This window comes from Enterococcus sp. LJL99 (genome assembly GCF_054871725.1).
This window is the reverse complement of the sequence record NZ_JBTXLT010000002.1, coordinates 409,340-429,415: the sequence shown is the minus strand read 5'-3', so window position 1 is coordinate 429,415 and position 20,076 is coordinate 409,340. Positions and strand designations below refer to the sequence as shown.

General features: G+C 33.4%; 16 protein-coding genes and 1 pseudogene. 2 read left to right on the top strand and 15 right to left on the bottom strand.

The genetic code is table 11. The annotated features are described in order from the left end of the window. Positions 1–200: 200 nt before the first annotated feature. Together ACYSNW_RS05265 and ACYSNW_RS05260 are read right to left on the bottom strand one after the other, a co-directional pair. Positions 201–902, bottom strand: a pseudogene (locus tag ACYSNW_RS05265) (DUF554 domain-containing protein). A gap of 91 nt (positions 903–993) precedes the next feature. After that, positions 994–2,040 carry a lipid II:glycine glycyltransferase FemX gene (locus ACYSNW_RS05260; protein ID WP_461743416.1) on the bottom strand — a complete coding sequence of 349 codons (1,047 nt, stop codon included), beginning with the start codon at positions 2,038–2,040 and terminating at the stop codon, positions 994–996. 147 nt (positions 2,041–2,187) lie between these two features. Here ACYSNW_RS05260 and ACYSNW_RS05255 point away from each other — a divergent pair, with 147 nt between their 5' ends. Together ACYSNW_RS05255 and ACYSNW_RS05250 are read left to right on the top strand one after the other, a co-directional pair. Beyond that, positions 2,188–2,940 carry a threonine/serine exporter family protein gene (locus ACYSNW_RS05255; protein WP_461743415.1) on the top strand — a complete coding sequence of 251 codons (753 nt, stop codon included), beginning with the start codon at positions 2,188–2,190 and terminating at the stop codon, positions 2,938–2,940. 11 nt (positions 2,941–2,951) lie between these two features. Continuing rightward, positions 2,952–3,425, top strand: coding sequence for a threonine/serine exporter family protein (locus ACYSNW_RS05250; RefSeq protein ID WP_461743414.1), 474 nt, complete (start codon positions 2,952–2,954; stop codon positions 3,423–3,425). Between the two features lie 461 nt (positions 3,426–3,886). On the opposite strand, the gene ACYSNW_RS05245 is transcribed toward ACYSNW_RS05250, so the two are convergent. The 13 genes from ACYSNW_RS05245 to allC all read right to left on the bottom strand — a co-directional run bounded on the left by ACYSNW_RS05245 (position 3,887) and on the right by allC (position 19,524). Next, on the bottom strand, positions 3,887–4,756 hold the full coding sequence (locus tag ACYSNW_RS05245; RefSeq protein WP_461743413.1) for a TIGR03943 family putative permease subunit: 870 nt from the start codon (positions 4,754–4,756) through the stop codon (positions 3,887–3,889). Between the two features lie 12 nt (positions 4,757–4,768). Beyond that, entirely contained in the window at positions 4,769–5,683 is a 915-nt protein-coding gene (locus tag ACYSNW_RS05240) for a permease (RefSeq protein ID WP_461743412.1), read from the bottom strand. Between the two features lie 378 nt (positions 5,684–6,061). Beyond that, complete coding sequence (locus tag ACYSNW_RS05235) at positions 6,062–6,868, bottom strand: MBL fold metallo-hydrolase (protein ID WP_461743411.1); 807 nt, start codon at positions 6,866–6,868, stop codon at positions 6,062–6,064. 54 nt (positions 6,869–6,922) lie between these two features. Beyond that, a complete protein-coding gene (locus ACYSNW_RS05230) occupies positions 6,923–7,789 on the bottom strand; it encodes a two-component system regulatory protein YycI (RefSeq protein WP_461743410.1) in 867 nt (288 codons plus the stop codon). Further along, on the bottom strand, positions 7,790–9,097 hold the full coding sequence (locus tag ACYSNW_RS05225) for a YycH family regulatory protein (RefSeq protein WP_461743409.1): 1,308 nt from the start codon (positions 9,095–9,097) through the stop codon (positions 7,790–7,792). Further along, positions 9,094–10,932, bottom strand: a complete 1,839-nt coding sequence (walK, locus tag ACYSNW_RS05220; protein WP_461743408.1) for a cell wall metabolism sensor histidine kinase WalK — start codon at positions 10,930–10,932, stop codon at positions 9,094–9,096. The genes ACYSNW_RS05225 and walK overlap by 4 nt, the downstream gene beginning before the upstream one ends. Positions 10,933–10,937: 5 nt before the next feature. Then, positions 10,938–11,642, bottom strand: coding sequence for a response regulator YycF (gene yycF, locus ACYSNW_RS05215; protein WP_461743406.1), 705 nt, complete (start codon positions 11,640–11,642; stop codon positions 10,938–10,940). A gap of 427 nt (positions 11,643–12,069) precedes the next feature. Next, complete coding sequence (locus tag ACYSNW_RS05210; RefSeq protein ID WP_461743405.1) at positions 12,070–12,927, bottom strand: DegV family protein; 858 nt, start codon at positions 12,925–12,927, stop codon at positions 12,070–12,072. Continuing rightward, positions 12,920–13,477 carry a DUF1836 domain-containing protein gene (locus tag ACYSNW_RS05205; RefSeq protein WP_461743441.1) on the bottom strand — a complete coding sequence of 186 codons (558 nt, stop codon included), beginning with the start codon at positions 13,475–13,477 and terminating at the stop codon, positions 12,920–12,922. The genes ACYSNW_RS05210 and ACYSNW_RS05205 overlap by 8 nt, the downstream gene beginning before the upstream one ends. Positions 13,478–13,701: 224 nt before the next feature. Beyond that, positions 13,702–14,961, bottom strand: coding sequence for an MFS transporter (locus tag ACYSNW_RS05200; RefSeq protein WP_461743404.1), 1,260 nt, complete (start codon positions 14,959–14,961; stop codon positions 13,702–13,704). A gap of 331 nt (positions 14,962–15,292) precedes the next feature. Beyond that, the gene (gene allB / locus ACYSNW_RS05195) at positions 15,293–16,657 is read right to left on the bottom strand and encodes an allantoinase AllB (RefSeq protein ID WP_461743403.1); all 1,365 of its coding nucleotides are present in this window, start codon (positions 16,655–16,657) and stop codon (positions 15,293–15,295) included. Between the two features lie 30 nt (positions 16,658–16,687). Then, positions 16,688–18,169 carry an allantoin permease gene (gene allW, locus ACYSNW_RS05190; protein WP_461743402.1) on the bottom strand — a complete coding sequence of 494 codons (1,482 nt, stop codon included), beginning with the start codon at positions 18,167–18,169 and terminating at the stop codon, positions 16,688–16,690. Positions 18,170–18,294: 125 nt separating this feature from the next. Then, positions 18,295–19,524 (bottom strand): allantoate deiminase, encoded by a 1,230-nt coding sequence (allC, locus tag ACYSNW_RS05185; RefSeq protein ID WP_461743401.1) that lies wholly within the window; start codon positions 19,522–19,524, stop codon positions 18,295–18,297. Positions 19,525–20,076: the final 552 nt, after the last annotated feature.

The following is a 20,076-nucleotide window of genomic DNA, read 5'->3' as shown; positions in this document are numbered from 1 at the left end:
CATAAAAACTCGAAATAAATGATTAAATGTCAGTAGAATGCTATTCTCTCTCTATTTAAAAAATGTATAAAAATTAACATATTATGAATAACCCTGTATTTTTATATCATAAACTAGTATGTTAATACAAATAAGACTGTAAAACGCAAAAACAAATTTTTTTGCAGTTTACAGTCTTTTTTTCAGTTATTCCTTTAACTTTAAACAAAGTAAAATTGTACCACTAAAATCACGATAATTATAATGATGCCAGGTAAATAGTTAGAAACTCTAATTTTAGTTATTTTCATTACATTCAAAGCAATTGCTAAAATCATCAAACCACCAATAGCGCTGATTTCGTTCATTAATATATCCAATAAATCTTTAGGAATATAACGCATGATGACACTTGCTAAAACAGCGATTAACCCTTGATAAAGAAAAACTGGAATTGCTGAAAATAATACGCCTACACCTAAAGTAGCTGTGAGCACAATCGACATAAACCCATCCATCACTGCTTTTGTATACAAAGTTTGATGATTATTTGCAACACCACTTTCAATCGCACCGATAATACCCATTGAACCAATCAAAAAAATCAATGTCGCCGTAACAAATCCTTCGGCAAAATTACTACCAGGTTTAGCTTATTTCTTTTCTAGCTTTAGCCCGAATTGGTTCATCTTGTCTTCAATACCTAAAAATTCACCAATCATCGCACCGACACACAAACTAATCAAGACAATAATAAATGAATTTGTTTTAAATGCCATTTGTACACCTAAAACCAATACACCCAAGCCAATTCCCTTTACTACGGTATCTTTCATTTGTTCAGATATATTTCTAAAAATAGCTCCTAATAAACTTCCAAGGATAATTGCTAGCCCATTCACAAAAGAACCGATTAATATCATTCTATTTAATTGCCTACCTTTTCTTTTTTCCACTATTATACGCTAAAAATCACAAACAGAAAATGAAAAATTGACACAGTCAGCATTAATATTATTTCGACTCAACTACCTGTTTTTCTTTTTTAGGAAGTGAGGGTTGCAGAAAAAGCTCATATTTTTCTTGATTATAAACTTTATCAATCTCACCAATATATTCAATCGGTATATTCGGACGAATCATCCCATGTTTAAACTGAAATAACCCATCACTATTATCTAACGAAAATACTCCTCCTAAATCATAATAACTACATCCTTTTTCGATCGCCCACTTAATTCCTTCCCAATTAACTAAATAAGGCGCCATTAAAACTTGATTTTGGTGCGTACTTCCTGCATACATATACCAGACTTTATCTCCTGAGAGAAAACATAAACCAGCAGCATCAGGCTTCCCATCTATCGAAACAATAATAATTTTCATTTGATCACTAGCTAAAAAAGAATCAGCTAAACGATCAAAATAAGCTTTCGGACGATAAGAAATCCCATGACGTTCGCTTGTCATTTTATATAATTGATAAAATGTTTCGATTTCTTTTCTATCATTAGTCACTTTGGCAACTAACCCTTTTTTCAACGCATAACGAATACGATATCTTGTTTTTGAATATCGTTCAGCTAAGACTTCCTCTTCGGTTTTCCCTCTTAAATCAACCAACATATTGAAACGAGGTTGAATCGTCTCAGAACCACTTAATTCTCTATTTCGAACAATAAACCCATTTTCCCGTAAAGCTAAATCAACTTCTTCACAATACGGAATCTCAGGATCCATTCTTAAAAGAAAAACATCCCGTTTAAATAATTCTTCCTCTGCTTCAGCAACTAATTTTTGGATAAAATCTGGTTTAATTTCATTTAAAACAGGTCCTTTGGTAACATAAGCAAAAGCAGATTCTTCTCTATTATGGATAATCAAAATTGACATCGCTGCAATAATTTGTCCCTCTTCCTCTATATAAACATAGACAGGTTCCCAATTATTTTTCACCTGACCCCATTTTGTTTCTTGTGTTATTGATGAATACTTCGCATGGCGAATAAACGCATCATATCTTGATTGTTGTTCAACATCTATTGTATTTAAAATCGGCATAAGATTCCCTCAATTCTTTCATTTATTATAAAAAGAGCATATCAAGTGAAACTTAAACCAAAATTAAATCGCTTTTACCGCTTTTATTCTATGTTGCTTTTCAACCATCTATAGTAAACTTAAAGAAAAACGAAATGAGTGAACAACATGAGCTCTGATAAAATAGAAAAAGTTATGGAAACTTGCTTGTTAGCAGGGAAAATTATGATGGAAAGTGATGCTGAAATGTATCGAGTCGAAGATACAATGCGGCGAATCGCAATTGCTGCTGGGGATTTCCAATTAGTCAGTTACGTTACGCAAACAGGCCTTTTCGTGGGAATCGATGGAACTTCCACTATCCGTATGGTCCAAATCTTAAATCGCTCAATTGATTTAGAGAAAGTTTCAACAATTAATCACTTATCCAGAGCTTATGTCGCTGGCCAATTCGACCTTTCAGAATTATTAACTCAATTAAAGAGAATTGAAAAAGAAGCAAAATTTTTCCCGTTATGGTTACGAATTGTTGCAGCCTCGGTAGTAAGTGGTACGATTATGATTTTGTTTGGCGGAGCATGGCAAGATTTATTTTTGACCTGTCTCATTGGTGGTTTAGGCTATTTTCTATATTATTTTAGTTTGAAAATTTTTCGAATCAAATTCCTTTCAGAATTTTTAGCTGCTTTATTTATTGGTTTTACTGCCATTTTAAGTGTGCAGTTTCATCTAGGAATCAATCAAGACATGATTATTATCGGTTGTGTAATGCCGTTAGTTCCAGGAGTTCAAATGACAAATGCGTTTCGAGATTTACTTGCAGGTCATTACTTATCAGGTGTTTCCAGAGGAACGGAAGCCATGATGACCTCTGCGATGATTGGCTTTGCTATCGCCTTTGTTTTTCAATTATTCTATTAGGAGGTCTAATTATGCTATCTATTTTACTTCAATTTTCATTTAGTTTTTTAGCCTCTGCGGCGTATGCAATTATCACAAACGTCCCTAGACGTTCGCTATTTTTTTGTGGCTTATCTGGCGCAACAGGTTGGTTATTGTATTGGATAACTTTGCTGATTGGTGGAACCAATGTTTTAGGATCACTGCTTGGTGCAATGGGAGTCGCGACTGTCAGTTATCTATTTTCAAAAAATTTAAAATTACCTGTGACTATTTTTAATATCCCCGGAATGGTCCCTTTAGTGCCTGGCGGTCTAGCTTATCAAGCTGTTCGGAATTTAGCAATCGGAAATTACGACATTGCAGCTTACTCTGCTGTCCAAGCAATCATGATTGCAGGAGCAATTGCACTAGGTCTTGTTCTATCAGAATTATTTAATCACAACATCCGAAATTTCAAAGAAAAAAGAGAGACAATTATCTTGCTAAGAAAGAGCAAAAAATAATAAAAAAGGAATTTTCTAGAAAAAGTAAAAATAAACACTTCTATGGAAAATTCCTTTTTTTATTATTTTTGTTTATAGATAATGACAGAATTTGGGTAGATACTTGTTGTAAAACTAAATGAATGTAAACAACAGATTTTGCCTGGTACCTATCTGATTACTTAAATTTTAAAGTGGGTGAGACAAAAGCAAAGAACACTTTTGTTCTATCTTATAAACCCGAACAAACGGTGGTACAAAAGCAGCTCCTTCAGAAATAAGCCGAAATTTACCAAGAATTTGAAGAGTAATTTTCGAAAATTCCTTCTTATTTCTCGGAGCTAACCACTTTTGTCCCAACCTCTCCAACAACCTATAGAGTCTTTTATCATTTTCTGAAATTGCTTCTTATTGCTATAATTTATGAAGAACCTAAGAATTAGAGAATCGATTATCTCCATTTTTATACTGGAGCTTTACTTTTAAAAGGCACGATAAACATATTGATTTTTTGGTTCTTCAATTTTTTTGAATTGAGTAACATCAACAACTGGAATTTCCCGTTTAAATGGTAAGTAATATTCTGAACGAATTACACCAGTCAACTCAATCCAATCATTATTTTCAAGATCCGCATCTGATGGTAAATGAGTAAGTAAACCAAATACTCCAGAGTCAGCTATACAATGAATGATTCCAAATCGAAAAACAAAATAATCGGTTTTATCTTTTTCAGGCGACTTAAAAACAAAGCCTTTATAAGAAATCTTTTTGCCAACAAATTCACTGGGATAATTGTAAATCAGTTCCATAATTTCTAAATAATTTTGATCAGTTACGTTTAATGTATCGTTATTTACGTATTGAGTCAAAATTTCTTTCATTTGTTTGTCATAATCAGTCTTTTCAAAATAAATACTTGTATCAGGCTTTAGATATTGCGTTTCAAATTCGGGATCACCAACCGACTCTTTACTAAGCGGAAAAGTAAATCCTTTTGCTTCTACAATCGTTGTATCCAAACTGACTGTCGGAAATAAGAATCCAACGATTAATGGCAACATTAACAAAAAATAAGCAATTCCTTTTTGGACTTTCGTTTCCAAGCCATGATGGTGCTCATGATGCGCTTCACTTGAACAATGGTCATGATGCTCATGCATAGATTCTTCTTTACTCAATCCTTCTTTATTCCACAAAATTAACTGAACCAGTGCCAAAATCAACGAGAGAATCATCGATAAAATCGCTAAATAACGATAATGGACATTAATATATTGATTTAACTTTCCAGATACTTGTAAATACATCATCAAAGTCGAATAGCCAACTAATATTAAAAATCGAATCATTTAATCCCTCCTCTAAATAAATAATGCATAAACCGTTACAACAACAGTTATAATAGAAACAAATTTTAGCATAAATGATGATTTAAAATAGCGTTTCATCATCAATAAGTTTTTAATATCAACGACTGGACCGAAAACTAAAAAACCGATCACTGGACCCGGCCCAAATAAGCTTAGTAAAGAAGAACCAATAAAGGCATCTGCTTCAGAACATAAAGATAGAATAGCGGCTAAAAGCAACAGAACTATCACTGCCAAAATTTTAGTATGACCTAATTGTAAAATAGCTCCTGTTGGTAAATAAGTCTGCATAAGTGCCGCAAGTAGTGAACCGAAAATCAAATAACGTCCTGTATCAAAAAATTCATCTAAACTATGTGATAAAACTTGAAAACTACTTTTCCAAACTGAACGATTTGTTTTTGGTTGTACAGCTTCTTCCCTTTTTGTATCCGCACAACTCTCAACGAATGCTTCATTTTTCAAAATAGGTTGCTTATTGATATAGGCTAACCAAATTCCCACGAAAAATGCAATCAAAAGGCTTCCTAACACTCGCCAAGCAACAAATTTAATCGAATTACTAAATGCTATGTAAGTTGAAAACATGACAATCGGATTAATAACTGGAGCGGTTAACATAAACGCAAATGCTGTATACTCAGGAACATCTTTTTTCACAAACTGATGAACGATTGGAACAATTCCACACTCGCAAGAAGGAAAAAAGAACCCTAAAACACTTCCTACACAAATCGATAAAAATTTATTTTTTGGCAATATTTTTTTTACTCGTTCTGGTGTCAAAAAAACTTGCAGCGCACCAGAAATAATACAACCAAATAATACAAATGGCAGTGCTTCTATCACGATTGATAAAAAAATCATACTCATTTGCAAAAAAGAATTCGGTAAAAAATGAAACATATGAAACCTCCTACTACATTCTTTTACTTCTATGTACCTATCCAAAACAAAAACACTTTCTTAAAAAACTTAGTTAACTATACTGCTTTGTTTTCAAAAAAACAAGCAATTTTAATCTAAAATAAGAAAGTATTATAAATAAAATAAATACCAAATCACAAAAATTTACAAAAACACCGAGTGATAATCCCTCAATACTGAATGGAAACCTTTTGTGTTTTTTATCATTTTAGTGATTTGGCACTTATTAGATAAACCTAAAGAACGAAGTGATTCGATGATGGATCACACCGAATCTGCTTAGCTCTTGAAACTCAATATTTCTGTCTAACTCTCTTTAGCTCTAAAAAGAATAAACTGCACTAACATTGATACTAATTAAATGGCAAAAAGTTCAGATGCAGAATCCGGATCTGTATCGTAGACATTAAAATCGAAATTAACTCCTAATCCTTTTTCAGTCAATATAGACTCCATCGCCATTCGCGCATGCTCTTTTGTATTATTCTCTTTACTTAAATGGCCCAAATAAATTCGTTTCGTCTTATCTCCAATTACATCTGCCATTGTCAATGCCCCATCATCATTGGAAAGATGCCCTTTGTCACCTAAAATCCGTTGTTTCAAACTCCACGGATATGGACCCATACGCAAAATTTCCAATTCGTGGTTACTTTCAATTAAATAGGCATCTGCATCTTTAATAATACCGCGGACGTGATCGCTACAGTAACCAGTATCCGTCAACATCACAAAAGAATGATTATCCTTATAAAATCGGTAAAATTGAGGTGCACTTGCATCATGGGAGACGCCAAAACTTTCTACATCCATATCACCGAAAGTCAGGACTTTTCCCATTTCAAAAATATGTTTTTGTTCTACAGCAACATTCCCAATCATAGGATCCATTGCCTCCCAGGTTTTTTGGTTAGCAAAAACATCAATTTTATATTTTCTAGCTAACACGCCAACTCCGTGAATATGATCTCGATGTTCATGAGTGACTAAAATAGCATCTAAATCATCTGGTTTCCGATCAATCTCAGCTAATAATGACGTAATTTTTTTTCCACTTAATCCAGCATCAACAAGTATTTTTTTGTTTTTCGACTCGATAAAAAGGGAATTTCCAGTACTACCACTGGCAAGAATACTAACATTAAAGGCGTTTTCTTGACTCATTTCACTCTCTTCCCTTCAATTCCATTACAGCTAATTATTATACAACGATTCTATTTAATTTTCTACCTTAGGAACTGTATTCGATGAAATAATCGTATTGTTCATTGCATTTACTTGTTCTATTTGAGAAATTCCATCATTTGTTTTGATCCCAACAAACCAAACAGGAACGTAAACGTTTTTTTCACGAATCTTATAAATACGAGCATAGGCTAGTTTTATAAAACTAATTTCAGATTTAGCTGGGATTTTATTATTAATATATAAAGTTTCGATAGCATCTCTTCCGGTATAAAGTTCCATTTTATCTCTTAGCTCTTCAATTCCTTGAATATGGGTTTGTGTATATCTTACTATTTTTTCCCATTCAGTGTTTTTTTCATCTGATTTTTCCAGTTTAAGTGCCAACTGACTTGTATCATCTTTAAAAGGAATATTCTTATAACTTTGAGATGCTACAATTTCTGGGGCATCTGTATCCAAAGTAGAAAAATCACTCAAATAATGATACTCTTTTCCAAATAACACGGTATTTTCATCATCAAGAAAAGACGATAATGTCTCTGGAATTTTCTTTTCATTGATATAGTAACTAACCTGAGGGTAGCTTTCTATGTTCGTCTCTGTATATTCAGTTCCTACATGAGACAAATTGAACTTATTACTTAATTGTTGCTCCTGAATCAGTTCATAAAAATTGGTTTGTTCTGCACTTAAATAGTAGCCTTCGAATTTTTCAGTAGGTAATGATTTATCATATTTAATTTGATCTTTAGCTAAACGACTCTCTATTTTTTCAGTTTGTTGAGGAAAGGAGACACTATTTTCCTCTTTTACCCCTTCTCTGTAAATTCCATATAAAAAAATATTTAATCCTAAAAATGCGATAAAGAAAATCCATTCTATTCGTTTAAAATCCACTTATCCCACCTCCGAATCAGCAAATGAAATAAGTAAATCTTTTTCAGAATACCATTTACCATCATAGCAAACATACCATTCTGGCGTAAGATCTACAACTGATTTCGTTGAATCAATCGATTGCCAAGTATAGCCAATAATTAGTGATTGAATTTTTTCAGTGTCAGCACCAGCAGCCAATAGTTCATTCAGCACTTGCTCGGTACTACCTAACGTAACCTCTTCATCCGATGGAATCGGAATTTGTATCGTATCCATGCTCGTAGCAATCTGAATTGTTTTTTCATCTAAATAATCATCACTAATCGTCATTTGAACTTGCCCTTTATTTTTCTCACTGAACACAGGAAACCCTTCAACAAAGGTACGATACGTAATCTGATCATCAGTTCGATCAAAATAACGAATATTCCCCATGTTCTTTCCTAATTTTTTGATATAAGGAAATGTTTCAGAATAAATATTTTGATTTTTTTTAGGTTGGACTTTTCCTTCAAATTTGATTAAACGCGATTGCGTATCATCAAAAACACTAAGCCGTTCATTGCCACTTGTATATGTTAAATCTTGATTATTTTCATTCGTCTGAACATTTTCTGGATCATTGAAAAAGGCATTTCTAAAACGAGTAACTGATTGAGATTCAATAATATAACTATATTGTTTGAGTTTCCTTTCATCCGTCAAATAATATTGTTTATTGGCTAAATCTTTTTCAGAAGTAACTATTTTATATTGAATTCCTTCTTTATTCAGTATTTTACTAAGATTACTTCCATTTACGGTACAACGTGCTTCATAAACATTCAAATGATCATAATCAAAAAAACGAATAACTTCCTTATTTAAATCAACTTGTATTTTCGTAAAATAAATATCGTTTTCAATTGAATCCATCTCTGCAAAAGATAATTTAAATACATCTATATATTCAGATAATAAAAATTTACCTTCATAAAGCAATTCGAAACCATTTTCTATTTCTTGATATTGCTGAAATTCTTCCGCATTTTCTTTAACCACCTGAGAAACCGTTTCAAATGTTCCCTTTTCAATTTCACTTTGGACGTTAGCGATTAAGTTTTCACTATTGGATAATTCCATTTTGTTCTCTTGCTTTTTAATTAATCGTAAAGGCATAAACACATCTTTACTAGTTCGTTCATTAACTGGAGTAGCAACTGGCGCATCTTTCGTTTCTGCTGTTTCTTTTCTAGAAGAACTAATCCAAATATTAAGTGATAAAAATAAGCTAAGTAAAACTAAAAAGAACAGACCTACGCGAATTATTTTTTCTAAAATATTCATTCCCACCAGTCCTCCTCATATGGTTCATAAGGTAAGGAGATATAAAAAGTAGAACCTTTGCCTTCTTGACTTTCTACCCAAATCGACCCATTATGGGCTTTGATTACTTCTCTTGAAATAGCCAATCCTAAACCTGTTCCTCCTTGCGCTCTTGCTCTAGCCTTATCGACACGGTAAAAACGTTCAAAAACTTTGCCTAAATCTTTTTTTGGAATCCCAAGCCCTTGATCTGAAATGCTAAACACGACACTATTATGTGTTTCTAATAAGCGACAAACAATCTCGCCTCCATCAGGAGAATATTTAATGGCATTATTTAAAATATTGTCTAAAACTTGAACCATTTTATCCGGATCTAATTCTACCCAAAGATCACGTTTAGTAAATTCTCTCCGTATCGTGTAGCGTTTAGTATTGCTATCGATAATCATGTCGAAACGATCAAGAACAAAATTGATTAATTCATTAAAATTTACATATTCTAACTGCAACTGATTATTTCCAGCATCCATTCTAGAAAGGTTCAGTAAATCATTAATCATTCGAATCATTCGATCTGTTTCTTCTAATGTTACATTCAAGAAATTAGGGGCTATCTCAGGATTTTGCCAAGCACCCTCACTTAACGCTTCAATATAGCTTCTCATACTCGTTAATGGCGTTCTTAATTCATGCGAAACATTGGAAACAAATTCTCGGCGTTCTCGTTCATTTTTTTCTTGCTCTGTAACATCATGAAGCACACAAACTAAACCGGTAATAAAACCAGATTCACGACGAATCATCGCAAAATCAACACGTAAAATCATTTGCCCTTCTTCATTTGACGAAGAAGAACGATCAATCAATAGTTCATCTGGTTCTTCAAGTAATTTTCTAAGGGTATATTCTTCTTCAATATCAAGCAATTTCAATATAGAAGAACCGATCACTTCTTCATCCTCTTTAATATTCAATAACGAAAGAGCCATCTCGTTGATTGTGATTACTTTTCCTCGACGATCAGAAGCGATAACTCCATCTGTCATATGTGTTAGTACACTATCTAACCGATTCCGTTCGGCCTCCATCGTTTCTTGCGCTTCTTCAATTCTTTCAGAAAGCTGATTGAATGTTTCAGCTAATTGACCTAATTCATCTTTCCCATGCACTTTAACTTTGCCAGTGTAATCCCCTCGTGCAATTCTCAACGCTTGCTCTCTCATTTCACCAATAGGTTGTGTGATTGAACGCGCAATCAAAAGAGTCACGATAATCGAAATCGCACCCGCTATCAAGGAAGCGGTGAAAAAGATTCGCGATGTATCACGGATTTCATTGTACTTATTTTCAATATTGCTTTTAACATAAAGAACCCCGATCACTGTATCACTTGTCGGGGATTTTAAAGGCTCAACATTGATATACACACGTTTATCGTTATCCAAAGCAGAATATTTTTTACTATTAAAATCATTTAGGTCACTATAGTCATTCTTTTTTCCAACATTACCTTGTTGATTAATATCGCTCGTTGCACGAATAATTCCTTTATCATCTACAATACGAGACTCAATCGTATCTGAAGTCAATGATTCAGTTAATCTTTTTTTCAATAAATTATCAATCTCGTTATGATCTAAATCTGTATCATTTTGACTCAAAATACCACTAGCAATTCCGGCTAATTGAGATACTTGTTGATCTACATTACTTTCATATTCCCTAATCGTAGTAGATTCCAACTCACGAATAAAATAGCCTCCAATTATTTGAATCGCAATAAGTAGCAGCAAAATAAAAGACAAGGCTATTTTAAAATTTACAGATTGAAAAAAGTGAACTTTTTTCTTCATACTAACTACTCCTGTTCAGGATTTCTCAAATAGTACCCCACACCGCGACGTGTAACTAAATAAGTTGGGTGACTTGGGCTATCTTCGATTTTTTCTCTTAAACGACGAACGGTCACATCCACTGTTCGCACATCACCAAAATAGTCATAGCCCCAAACAGTTTGTAATAAATGCTCCCTCGTCATCACTTGACCAATATGTTTAGCTAAATAGTAAAGCAATTCAAATTCACGATGAGTCAGTTCTATTTTTTGTCCGCGTTTTGACACCATATAAGCATCTGGATGAATAGTCAAATCACCAATTGTTAACTCTGACTGTGCTGTAGAATCAGATTCTTTTGCACTTGCTGCTCCCCGTCTTAAGTTCGCTTTTACTCGAGCAACTAATTCACGATTAGAAAATGGTTTTGTTACATAGTCATCCGCACCCAATTCAAGACCTAGAACTTTATCGATTTCAGAATCTTTAGCAGTGACCATAATAATCGGCATATCATGGGTTTTTCGAACGATTCTTGCCACTTCTAACCCATCCATTTTTGGTAACATTAAATCTAATAAAATTAAGTCTGGTTCTACTTCAGTAACTTTTTCTACTGCTTCCTCACCATCATAAGCAGTAAAAACTTCATAACCTTCTTTGGTCAAATTATATTTCACTATATCTGAAATTGGTTTTTCATCGTCTACGACTAAAATTTTCTTCATACAAGAGACCCCTCTTTTTCTTTCATCTAATCATTGTTTTTAATTAGTTTACTATATTATAACTTATTTTAGTCCGTCTTTCATCTTTCAAAGAAATTCTCTTAAGAATTTATCAAGTTTTAAGTATCAAATAGGCTCAACCTAGGTTAGTTTACCTATAAAAAAGTAACAAATTCAGAGTGTAGTCAGAAATATTACAAAATCAAAAATAAACGATAACTCAGGAATAATTTAGAACACTAAAGAGCTTCATTCGCTGTTAACTGATTGCTAATTAGTACTTTTCAAATTATTATGAATTATCGCTTATTGTTATTGAAGCTATGTTGTTATTTTTTTATTAAGAGTAAATTTATCTCAATATTTTTCTCTAACTTTAGTTATATTATTTTTTAAAGTTGTTTTATAATTGCCAAAATGTGAAAAATTAATCAAGAATTTGAACGCCAACACCTAACAAACCAGGCCCTGTATGAACAACTAAAGCGGGACTAATCGTACCAAAATAGATTTTTTCAGCTTGCGGAAAGGCTTCTTTTAATTTATCATAGAATTCCTTCGCCTCTTCTTCTGCTTTCCCTTGGGCCACCCCAAGAACGATTTTTTTATGATCCCCAACAAATTTTTTCACTAATTCAATTGTTTTTTCTAAACTTTTCTTTCTACCTCTTGATTTTGCAACTGTATAATAGATGCCTTCTTTGTTACAAGAAATAATCGGATTCAGTTTTAGCGCATTCCCTAGAATAGAAGCAACCAATCCTATTCTGCCACCTTTTTGTAAATATTCAAGTGTTGCTACATTGAAAAATACGGTTGATTTAGCCACTCCATCACTTAAAATCGTTTTTAAGTCTTCCCATTGCGTTTCCGCCGCAATCAATTCTGCGGCTCTAACTGCTTGTAACCCACTGCCGATCCCGATATTTTTAGTATCTAAAACATAGGTTTCTAAACCAGTGAAATTTTCTGAAATCAACCTTACAATGTTATACGTACCGCTTAATCCACTTGAAATGGTTACAGCCAAAACTTTTTCAAAGCCATCAGATTGAATTTTTTCAAAGATTTTCGTAACTGCTTCACCATCTGGTAGCGAAGTACTTGGTATTTCTTGCTCTAAACGTTCATAAACTTGCTCTGGTGTAATATCAACGTTATCAGTATATACCCGATCTTTATATATAATTTGCAAAGGGAGCATGTAGATTCCATATTGATCAACAACACTTTGAGGTACATCTGTTCCAGAATCTACTATTAAGGCTATTTTTTCTTTATTCATTGTTATCTCCATTTTCTTCTAAAAATTTTTTTTCTAATTCAATCATTTTCTCGCTAAAAAGTTTGGTTGCAAGTGAAAGAGTGGCAGACTTGACTGCCATATATTCTAACGGAATTGGTTTATTGAAGGTTGAATAGCTACCTTCTCCTAAAGCTTGAGCAACAACGAATCTTAAAGCAGCCTCTTGTTCTTCACAAAATAAGTTATAGGCTTCACGTATCCCAATTACTTTCCCTTGAAATAAAATCCCTTGTTTAATTTCTGGAATGGTCAATATTTGTTTCAATAAAGTTATAGCAATTAAAAAAGCTAAATGTTTCTGGTTATAGCGTTTTTTTTTCGGACCAGGAATTAATTCAAGTTTTACATAATTATTAACCATCGATGATGTCAATAAAGTATGCTTTTCTTTTACAATTATAGGTGACAAATAACGTTCCACTAGCGTAATTACCTGATCCATATACAAATCTATTTCAGGTAATTCATGCCAACGCGGTAAACGAACGTCCTCTAACTCTTGCCCCCATTGACGAAGTGCATTTTCCATTTCGTTCACGATATAATCCCCCACTTTCCTCAAAACAGCATATCACATTTATCACAATCATTCAATCTAGTTTCCGAAACTAGATGAAGTTTTTAGAAATAACTAACAAAAATATCGATAATAAAAAAGCTGAAATCTACTAGAGTTCCAAGATCAAACTCAGTAAATTCCGGCTCATTTATCTTTCAATCCATAGTGAAAAATCAAAAAAATTATTTTAATTTTTAACTTAAAGAAGAACTTGCATTTTTATTCGATTTATTTTCACACCACTTATTAATCAAATAGAAGACAGTTGTACCAACTAAAATAATTCCGATTGCTAAATAAAATGCATAAACTTTTGTCCCTGTTGCGTCAGAGATAATACCAGTGACAGAAGGAACAATCACTGAAGCCGACATCCCAAAGAAATTAAACACACCATATGTAGTTGCAATACTTTTCTTCGGTGCAAATTGACCTAACCAAGAAATGATAATTGGTTCTACAGCAAGTTTTCCAAAAAAACCATACGCCATAATTCCAATAACTAAGAACGCTTGATTTTTGGTTGTAATAGTAAAGAATAGCATCAAAGCAGCTAATATCTCTAAAACAATTATAATGGTTGTTTTCTTTTTAGGAATTTTATCTGCAAGACGGCTAAAAATCAATGCACCTGGTATTGCTGTGAAAAATACTAACGACGAGGCAACACCTATCGCAGTTCCTTCAAAACCACGTTCCGTTTCTAAAAAGTTCGGTAACCAAGTATCAATTAAATAATATGTGTAAAGCGTTGAAAAATATAAAATATACGCTGCAATCATCGGCAGTTTAAATAAGTCCTTAACTGAACTTTTCGATTTCTGAACTTCGACTTCTACTTCTGTTTTTCCTTTAACTTCATTTTTTTCTGGACGAATAAATTTAGCAAAAATAAGCACCATGACTAAAATTAAAGCTACTGTAGCAAAAATCAAGTATTGCCAAGGAATCACACCTTCTCCGACTAAAAAGCTGGATGAAACTAATCCTAAGCCGCTCCCCACTGCTGTCCCACTATTTACAATAGCTGTCGCTAAACTTTTTTTCTTTTCTGGTACATATTCTGTAGTTAAAGAATAAGCTACCCCATAGTAAGTACCACAACCTAGTCCAGCAAATACACTACCAATAAATACAGTAGTCAAACTTGATGCTGCTCCGACCAAAATCGTTCCAAGACCAAATAATAAAAATCCTGGAATCATGATTTTTTTCTTACCAAACCGATCTACTAATAACCCCGATGGTATTTGCATACAAACATAACCTAAAAAATAAAAACTCGAAATATTCCCTAATTGCGCATCTGTTGCTCCGCCAAAATAATCACTGATAATTGGATAAATCGGTGTTAACACTGTACGATAAATCCAAATAACGATCCATCCTGCAGTTAATATAAATATGATTTGCTTCCAGTAGGGAGCTCGTTTTGTTTCATTCAATTCTTCCATTTTTACGTCCTCCCTGAAATAAATTATTACTATAAATTAAATTTGACCACAAGTAAAAGACCAACTTTTTGAAAACAAACTGAAATCCACAAAAATTCAATTTCCAATTTTTGTGAATTTCTGTTTATTTCTTAAGAGGTTCTAACAAAATCATTTAATCTAGAGTTGTTGAATCCAACAAGTTAGAAGACATATTCTTCTAGCACTTGTCTCCCAACGCTGAATTCTTGTTAATTATTCAAAAACTGTTTATCTAGCTTTAATAAACACATTTCTTTTTTACTTTTACGCACACTTTTTAGTTTAATTATCTAATAATTAGTATCGTTATTTATTTTTTAAGAAATTCACCTGGGAATTCTTTTGTTACTCCGTCTTTTTGACTGTAAATACTTTCACCACGTAAAATTGTTTCAACGACTTGAGCTCCAATTTCACGACCAATGTAAGGACTGATTTTATTGCGGTATTCTAAATCTTCAGCTTTTAGAGTATATGGTGCATTTGGTTTAATTAAAACAAAGTCAGCATCTTTACCGATTGTAATACGACCTTTAGTATCTAGGCTATAACGATCAGCTGGGTTAGAAGCAATTACTTTAGCAAATTGTTTCAATGACATGCCACGTTTTTGAACTGCTTCATCATACATCACATCCACATTGTTTTGAATTCCCGGAATTCCTCCCCAAGCTTCAAATGCATTTTCTTTATCTTTCAAATCAGGCGTACATGGTGAATGGTCAGAGGTAACAAAAGAAATTTCGCCAGCCAATAATTTTTCCCACATACCATTTCTATTTTCTAAATCGCGAATTGGAGGTGAACATTTAACTACTGGTCCAATTGCATCTAATTCGTCCGTATGGAAGTATAGATAGTGTGTACAAGTTTCGCATGTCACATCAACACCTTCAGCACGAGCTCTGGTAACTTCATCAACACCTTCAGGACAAGCAACGTGACAAATATGAATACGACAACCTGTTTCTTTTGCTAATAAAATAGCACGACGGATAGGTTCAACTTCTGTAAATACTGGACGGCTTTCTACATAAGCTTTTAACGTAGTTTCGCCATTCTCATAAGCTAATTCGCCTAATCTATCAGTAATTGCAGCATTTTCTGCATGAATCGCTAATACTTTACCAGTTTTTGCTACTTGCTTCATTCCTTCATATAATGAATAGTCATCAACATTCATGAAGTCTCCATCAATGCTTCTATCTCCACAAGTTGCCATGAAACATTTATAACCAGCAACACCACCAGCATCTAATTCTTGAATTCCACCCTCTAAGTTAAATGGTACTAAACCACCAAATGAAGCAACATCAGATTTCAATTTTCCTTTACCGGCATCATATTTAACTTGTAAAGATGCACCATCAACTGTTGCAGGAACTTGGTTTAAAGGCATTTCCATAAATGACGTTACGCCACCTTTAGCACAAGCTGCAGTTCCAGTTACATAACCTTCCCACTCATCACGATAGCCGCCACCAGGATCAGTGATATGCACATGAGCATCTAACATTCCTGGACTTACAATCAAGCCTGTTGCATCAATAACTTTAGTTCCTTCTAACTCACTTCCAATCGCAGCAATCACACCATCTTTGACAGCTACATCTGTTTTTACCTCTCCATCTTCTAAAATAACTAGACCATTCTTGATAACTAAATCATAACTCATATCCTAATTCTCCCTTTCTATATATAAAATTTAATCAAAAGCCTCTTCGGTTGATTCCTTAGAGCCTAATTTTCTTAATGCCAAATAAATAATAAATGAACAAGAGAAACCAACTAACCATGATACATCAGCAACAACTTTAAGTGCAGGAATAAACTGACCACTCAATGAGAAAATCAAAGCAATGATTGTTGCAATATAGGCTTGCTTATTTAGACCACGATAACAATTTTTGGTGTTATCTGCTTTAGGGTCCAAATATAGTTTATCTAAATTAATTTTTTGTTTTTGAATAAAGAAGTAATGTGCAATCATAACCCCAGCAACCGGACCTAATACTGCACCAATTGAATTTAAGAAAATGAAAATACTGTCTGCATTTTCCATCAATTTCCATGGCATAATCAGGAAACTAATAATACCAGCAGCCATTACCCCTTTTTTGTATGTCATATGTTTAGGGAATAAGGCACATAATTGATAGGCAGCTGGAATAATATTACCTGTTGCATTTGTAGAAATAGTTGTTAATAAGAATACGACCATTGCAATTACTATTGCTGGGAAGTTATCCCAACGATCCACAATATTCAAGATGTTCCATTCTTGGATTCCATAATGAATTGATCCACCGATTAAAATCGCAACACTTGAGAAAGCAAAAATCACATAAGCAACTAATAAACTAGCTGTTTGACCAATCGTTTGATCTCTAGTAGATTTTGCATTTTGAGTAAAGTCAGAAACACTTGAACCTGGTGCAGCCCAAACAGCTAACACTGAGTTAATAATCATAAAATAAGCAAATATCGGGTTAATCCCTTGTGTGGCACCAGAAGTATCAAACGCAAGAATTGGACCAAGACCACCAGCTACTTTTAAAGCCCAAATCGCCATTCCACCAAATACAATATAAATAAGTGGACTTAAAATTGCAGTAAACTTATTTAAAATATCGCCACCACCAATTCCAATTAAAACATTAATCGCCCAAAATAGCGTAAAAGCAATTAGTCCTGGAATACCGATACCAAAGAAACTTGCCGAACCTCCAATAGTTAAAAAGCCGGGCCAAATTTTTCCAATTAACACTAACAATGCCAATGATCCAGTATAATTTTGCAAACCGAACCAAGCAATTGCTGCTACACAACCACGAAGGAATCCTGGTAATTTAGCACCAATATTTCCGTATACCGATCGTAAATGAATCGCAAATGGAATCCCATACTTAGATCCAGCACGACCATTCATTGTCATAAACGCAGCAACAAAAAGCGAGCTAATCAATAATGCCAACATCACATTAATAGGTGATAAACCTAAAAACAGAAAGCCACCCACAGCAGTATAGTTCGGAATATTATGAACTGACCCCATCCAAAGTGTAAAATAGTTTTTGATCCCCATATTCCTTTTGTCGGAACTTTTCGGTAACATATCTTCCTTGTAACCACGTTTTTTAAACTTATCAATCTCTTCTGATGTAATTTGATAATCTTCGTTACTCACTATACCTTCCTCCTTGTTCCGTTGAATCAAAAATTGTTTTTTCTAATTTCAACATCACTATATAATTGCTATAAAACTATAATAAATTTATTGCTTTTCTCCTTTTTATAAGATGATTGATTCAACTATTCTTCATAAGCTAGTTTATACAGCGAAGCAATCAAACTTTTGACTCCTTCAACTAAATCTAATAGTTCTGTTGCTTCTGCCGGATTATGGCTAATTCCAGCGATACTAGGCACAAACAACATTGCAGTTGGAACAAATTGTGCAAAAATCTGTGAGTCATGTCCTGCTCCGCTGTGCATCAAGTTATAATCCAAATCATTATCTTTACATGCAATTTCAAGAATTCCGACTATTTTTTTATCCATTGGAACTGGTTTTTCTTCCATCCATAAATCAATATCAATTTCTAAGCCAAGTTCGCCAGCTATTGCTTTCATATCTTCTTCGATTATTTTTGTAAAATCTTGTAATACCTCGTCCTCTGTATGACGGCAGTCCATAGTAAATGAAACTTTTCCTGGAACAACATTTACAGTGTTCGGAACCACGTCAATATGACCAAACGTTAAGACTAGTGGATCACCAACTTCTTTCGCTTTATCAATAGATTGACTAACCATCTTACTATAACCGTATATCGCATCTTTTCGATAAGGCATCGGTGTCGTTCCAGCATGGTTTGCTTCACCAGTTAAGGTTATCGTGTATCTTTTTTGACCTACAATACTGTGAACAACTCCAACAGGTTTACCAATTGTTTCTAAAACATTTCCTTGTTCAATATGAAGCTCCACAAAAGCTTTAATATCTTTTCGGATTTCATCAGAATCTCTAAAATCAAAACCACACTGCTTCATGGCATCAACAAAACGAATTCCATTAGCATCGGTTGCATCAACTACTTCTTCTTTTTGAGCTAATGACCATATGTTTTTACTACCCCAAAAGGCATATGGAAAGCGGCTGCCTTCTTCTTCAGCCATCGATACAACTTCTAAACTACGTAAAGGTTTTCCGTATGTTTCTAACAAATACTTAATTGCTAAGTAAGCTGCAATGATTCCAAATTGACCATCTAAACTTCCACCATTTACAACTGTATCAACATGAGATCCTGACATAATTGTCTCAGTAGGGTATTTTAATCCTTCGACACGACCAAATAAATTCCCTACAGAATCAAATGAAGTAGTTAAACCAATTTGCTCAAATTTTTCTTTCAAACCATTTTGTGCAATCAACCAATTTTCATCATATAATAATCGGCTTGTTCCACCTGTAGGGTCAGCTCCAATATTGGCAAGCCATTTAATATTTTCATCAACTTGTGTAATTAAATCATTCATTTTCTAGCTCCTTTTTCTATATTGTAAGCGGTTTTATATTTCTAATCATTGTTCATTGATGATAAAAAAATAAATGTTTTTTGTTCTGTTTGAACAATGAAAAATAAGTGCCGATAAGCACTAAATGATTGCTTACTTTTTTTGATAATAAAAATTTGAAAAACTAGGTATAAACTACTAATTTAGCATTATTTTGTCTCTTTTTCTGGCGAATTAATTCCGTTAATTAAGTATACGCAAAATATTTAACTTAAATTTTTTGATTATTCTGTCTATTTATAAAAAAATCAGAAAGCGTTTTCTTTTCTTTGGTAAAATGAATCAAATCTCAACTTTTTTTTTTGGATTGTTCTACTTTACTAATGGTTAATTGAGCAATAGATTCCTGTAGCTTAGTATTAAATTTTTACACTTATTTTCAATAAAAAGGATTTTATTCTCAATTTGTTAACTAATTTATCTAAGACGTGTCTGAAAACGATAGCTGCAACTATTTTTACAGTTTTCTGAGTCCGTCATCAAATAGAATATGAACAAAAGTGAAGTACACCT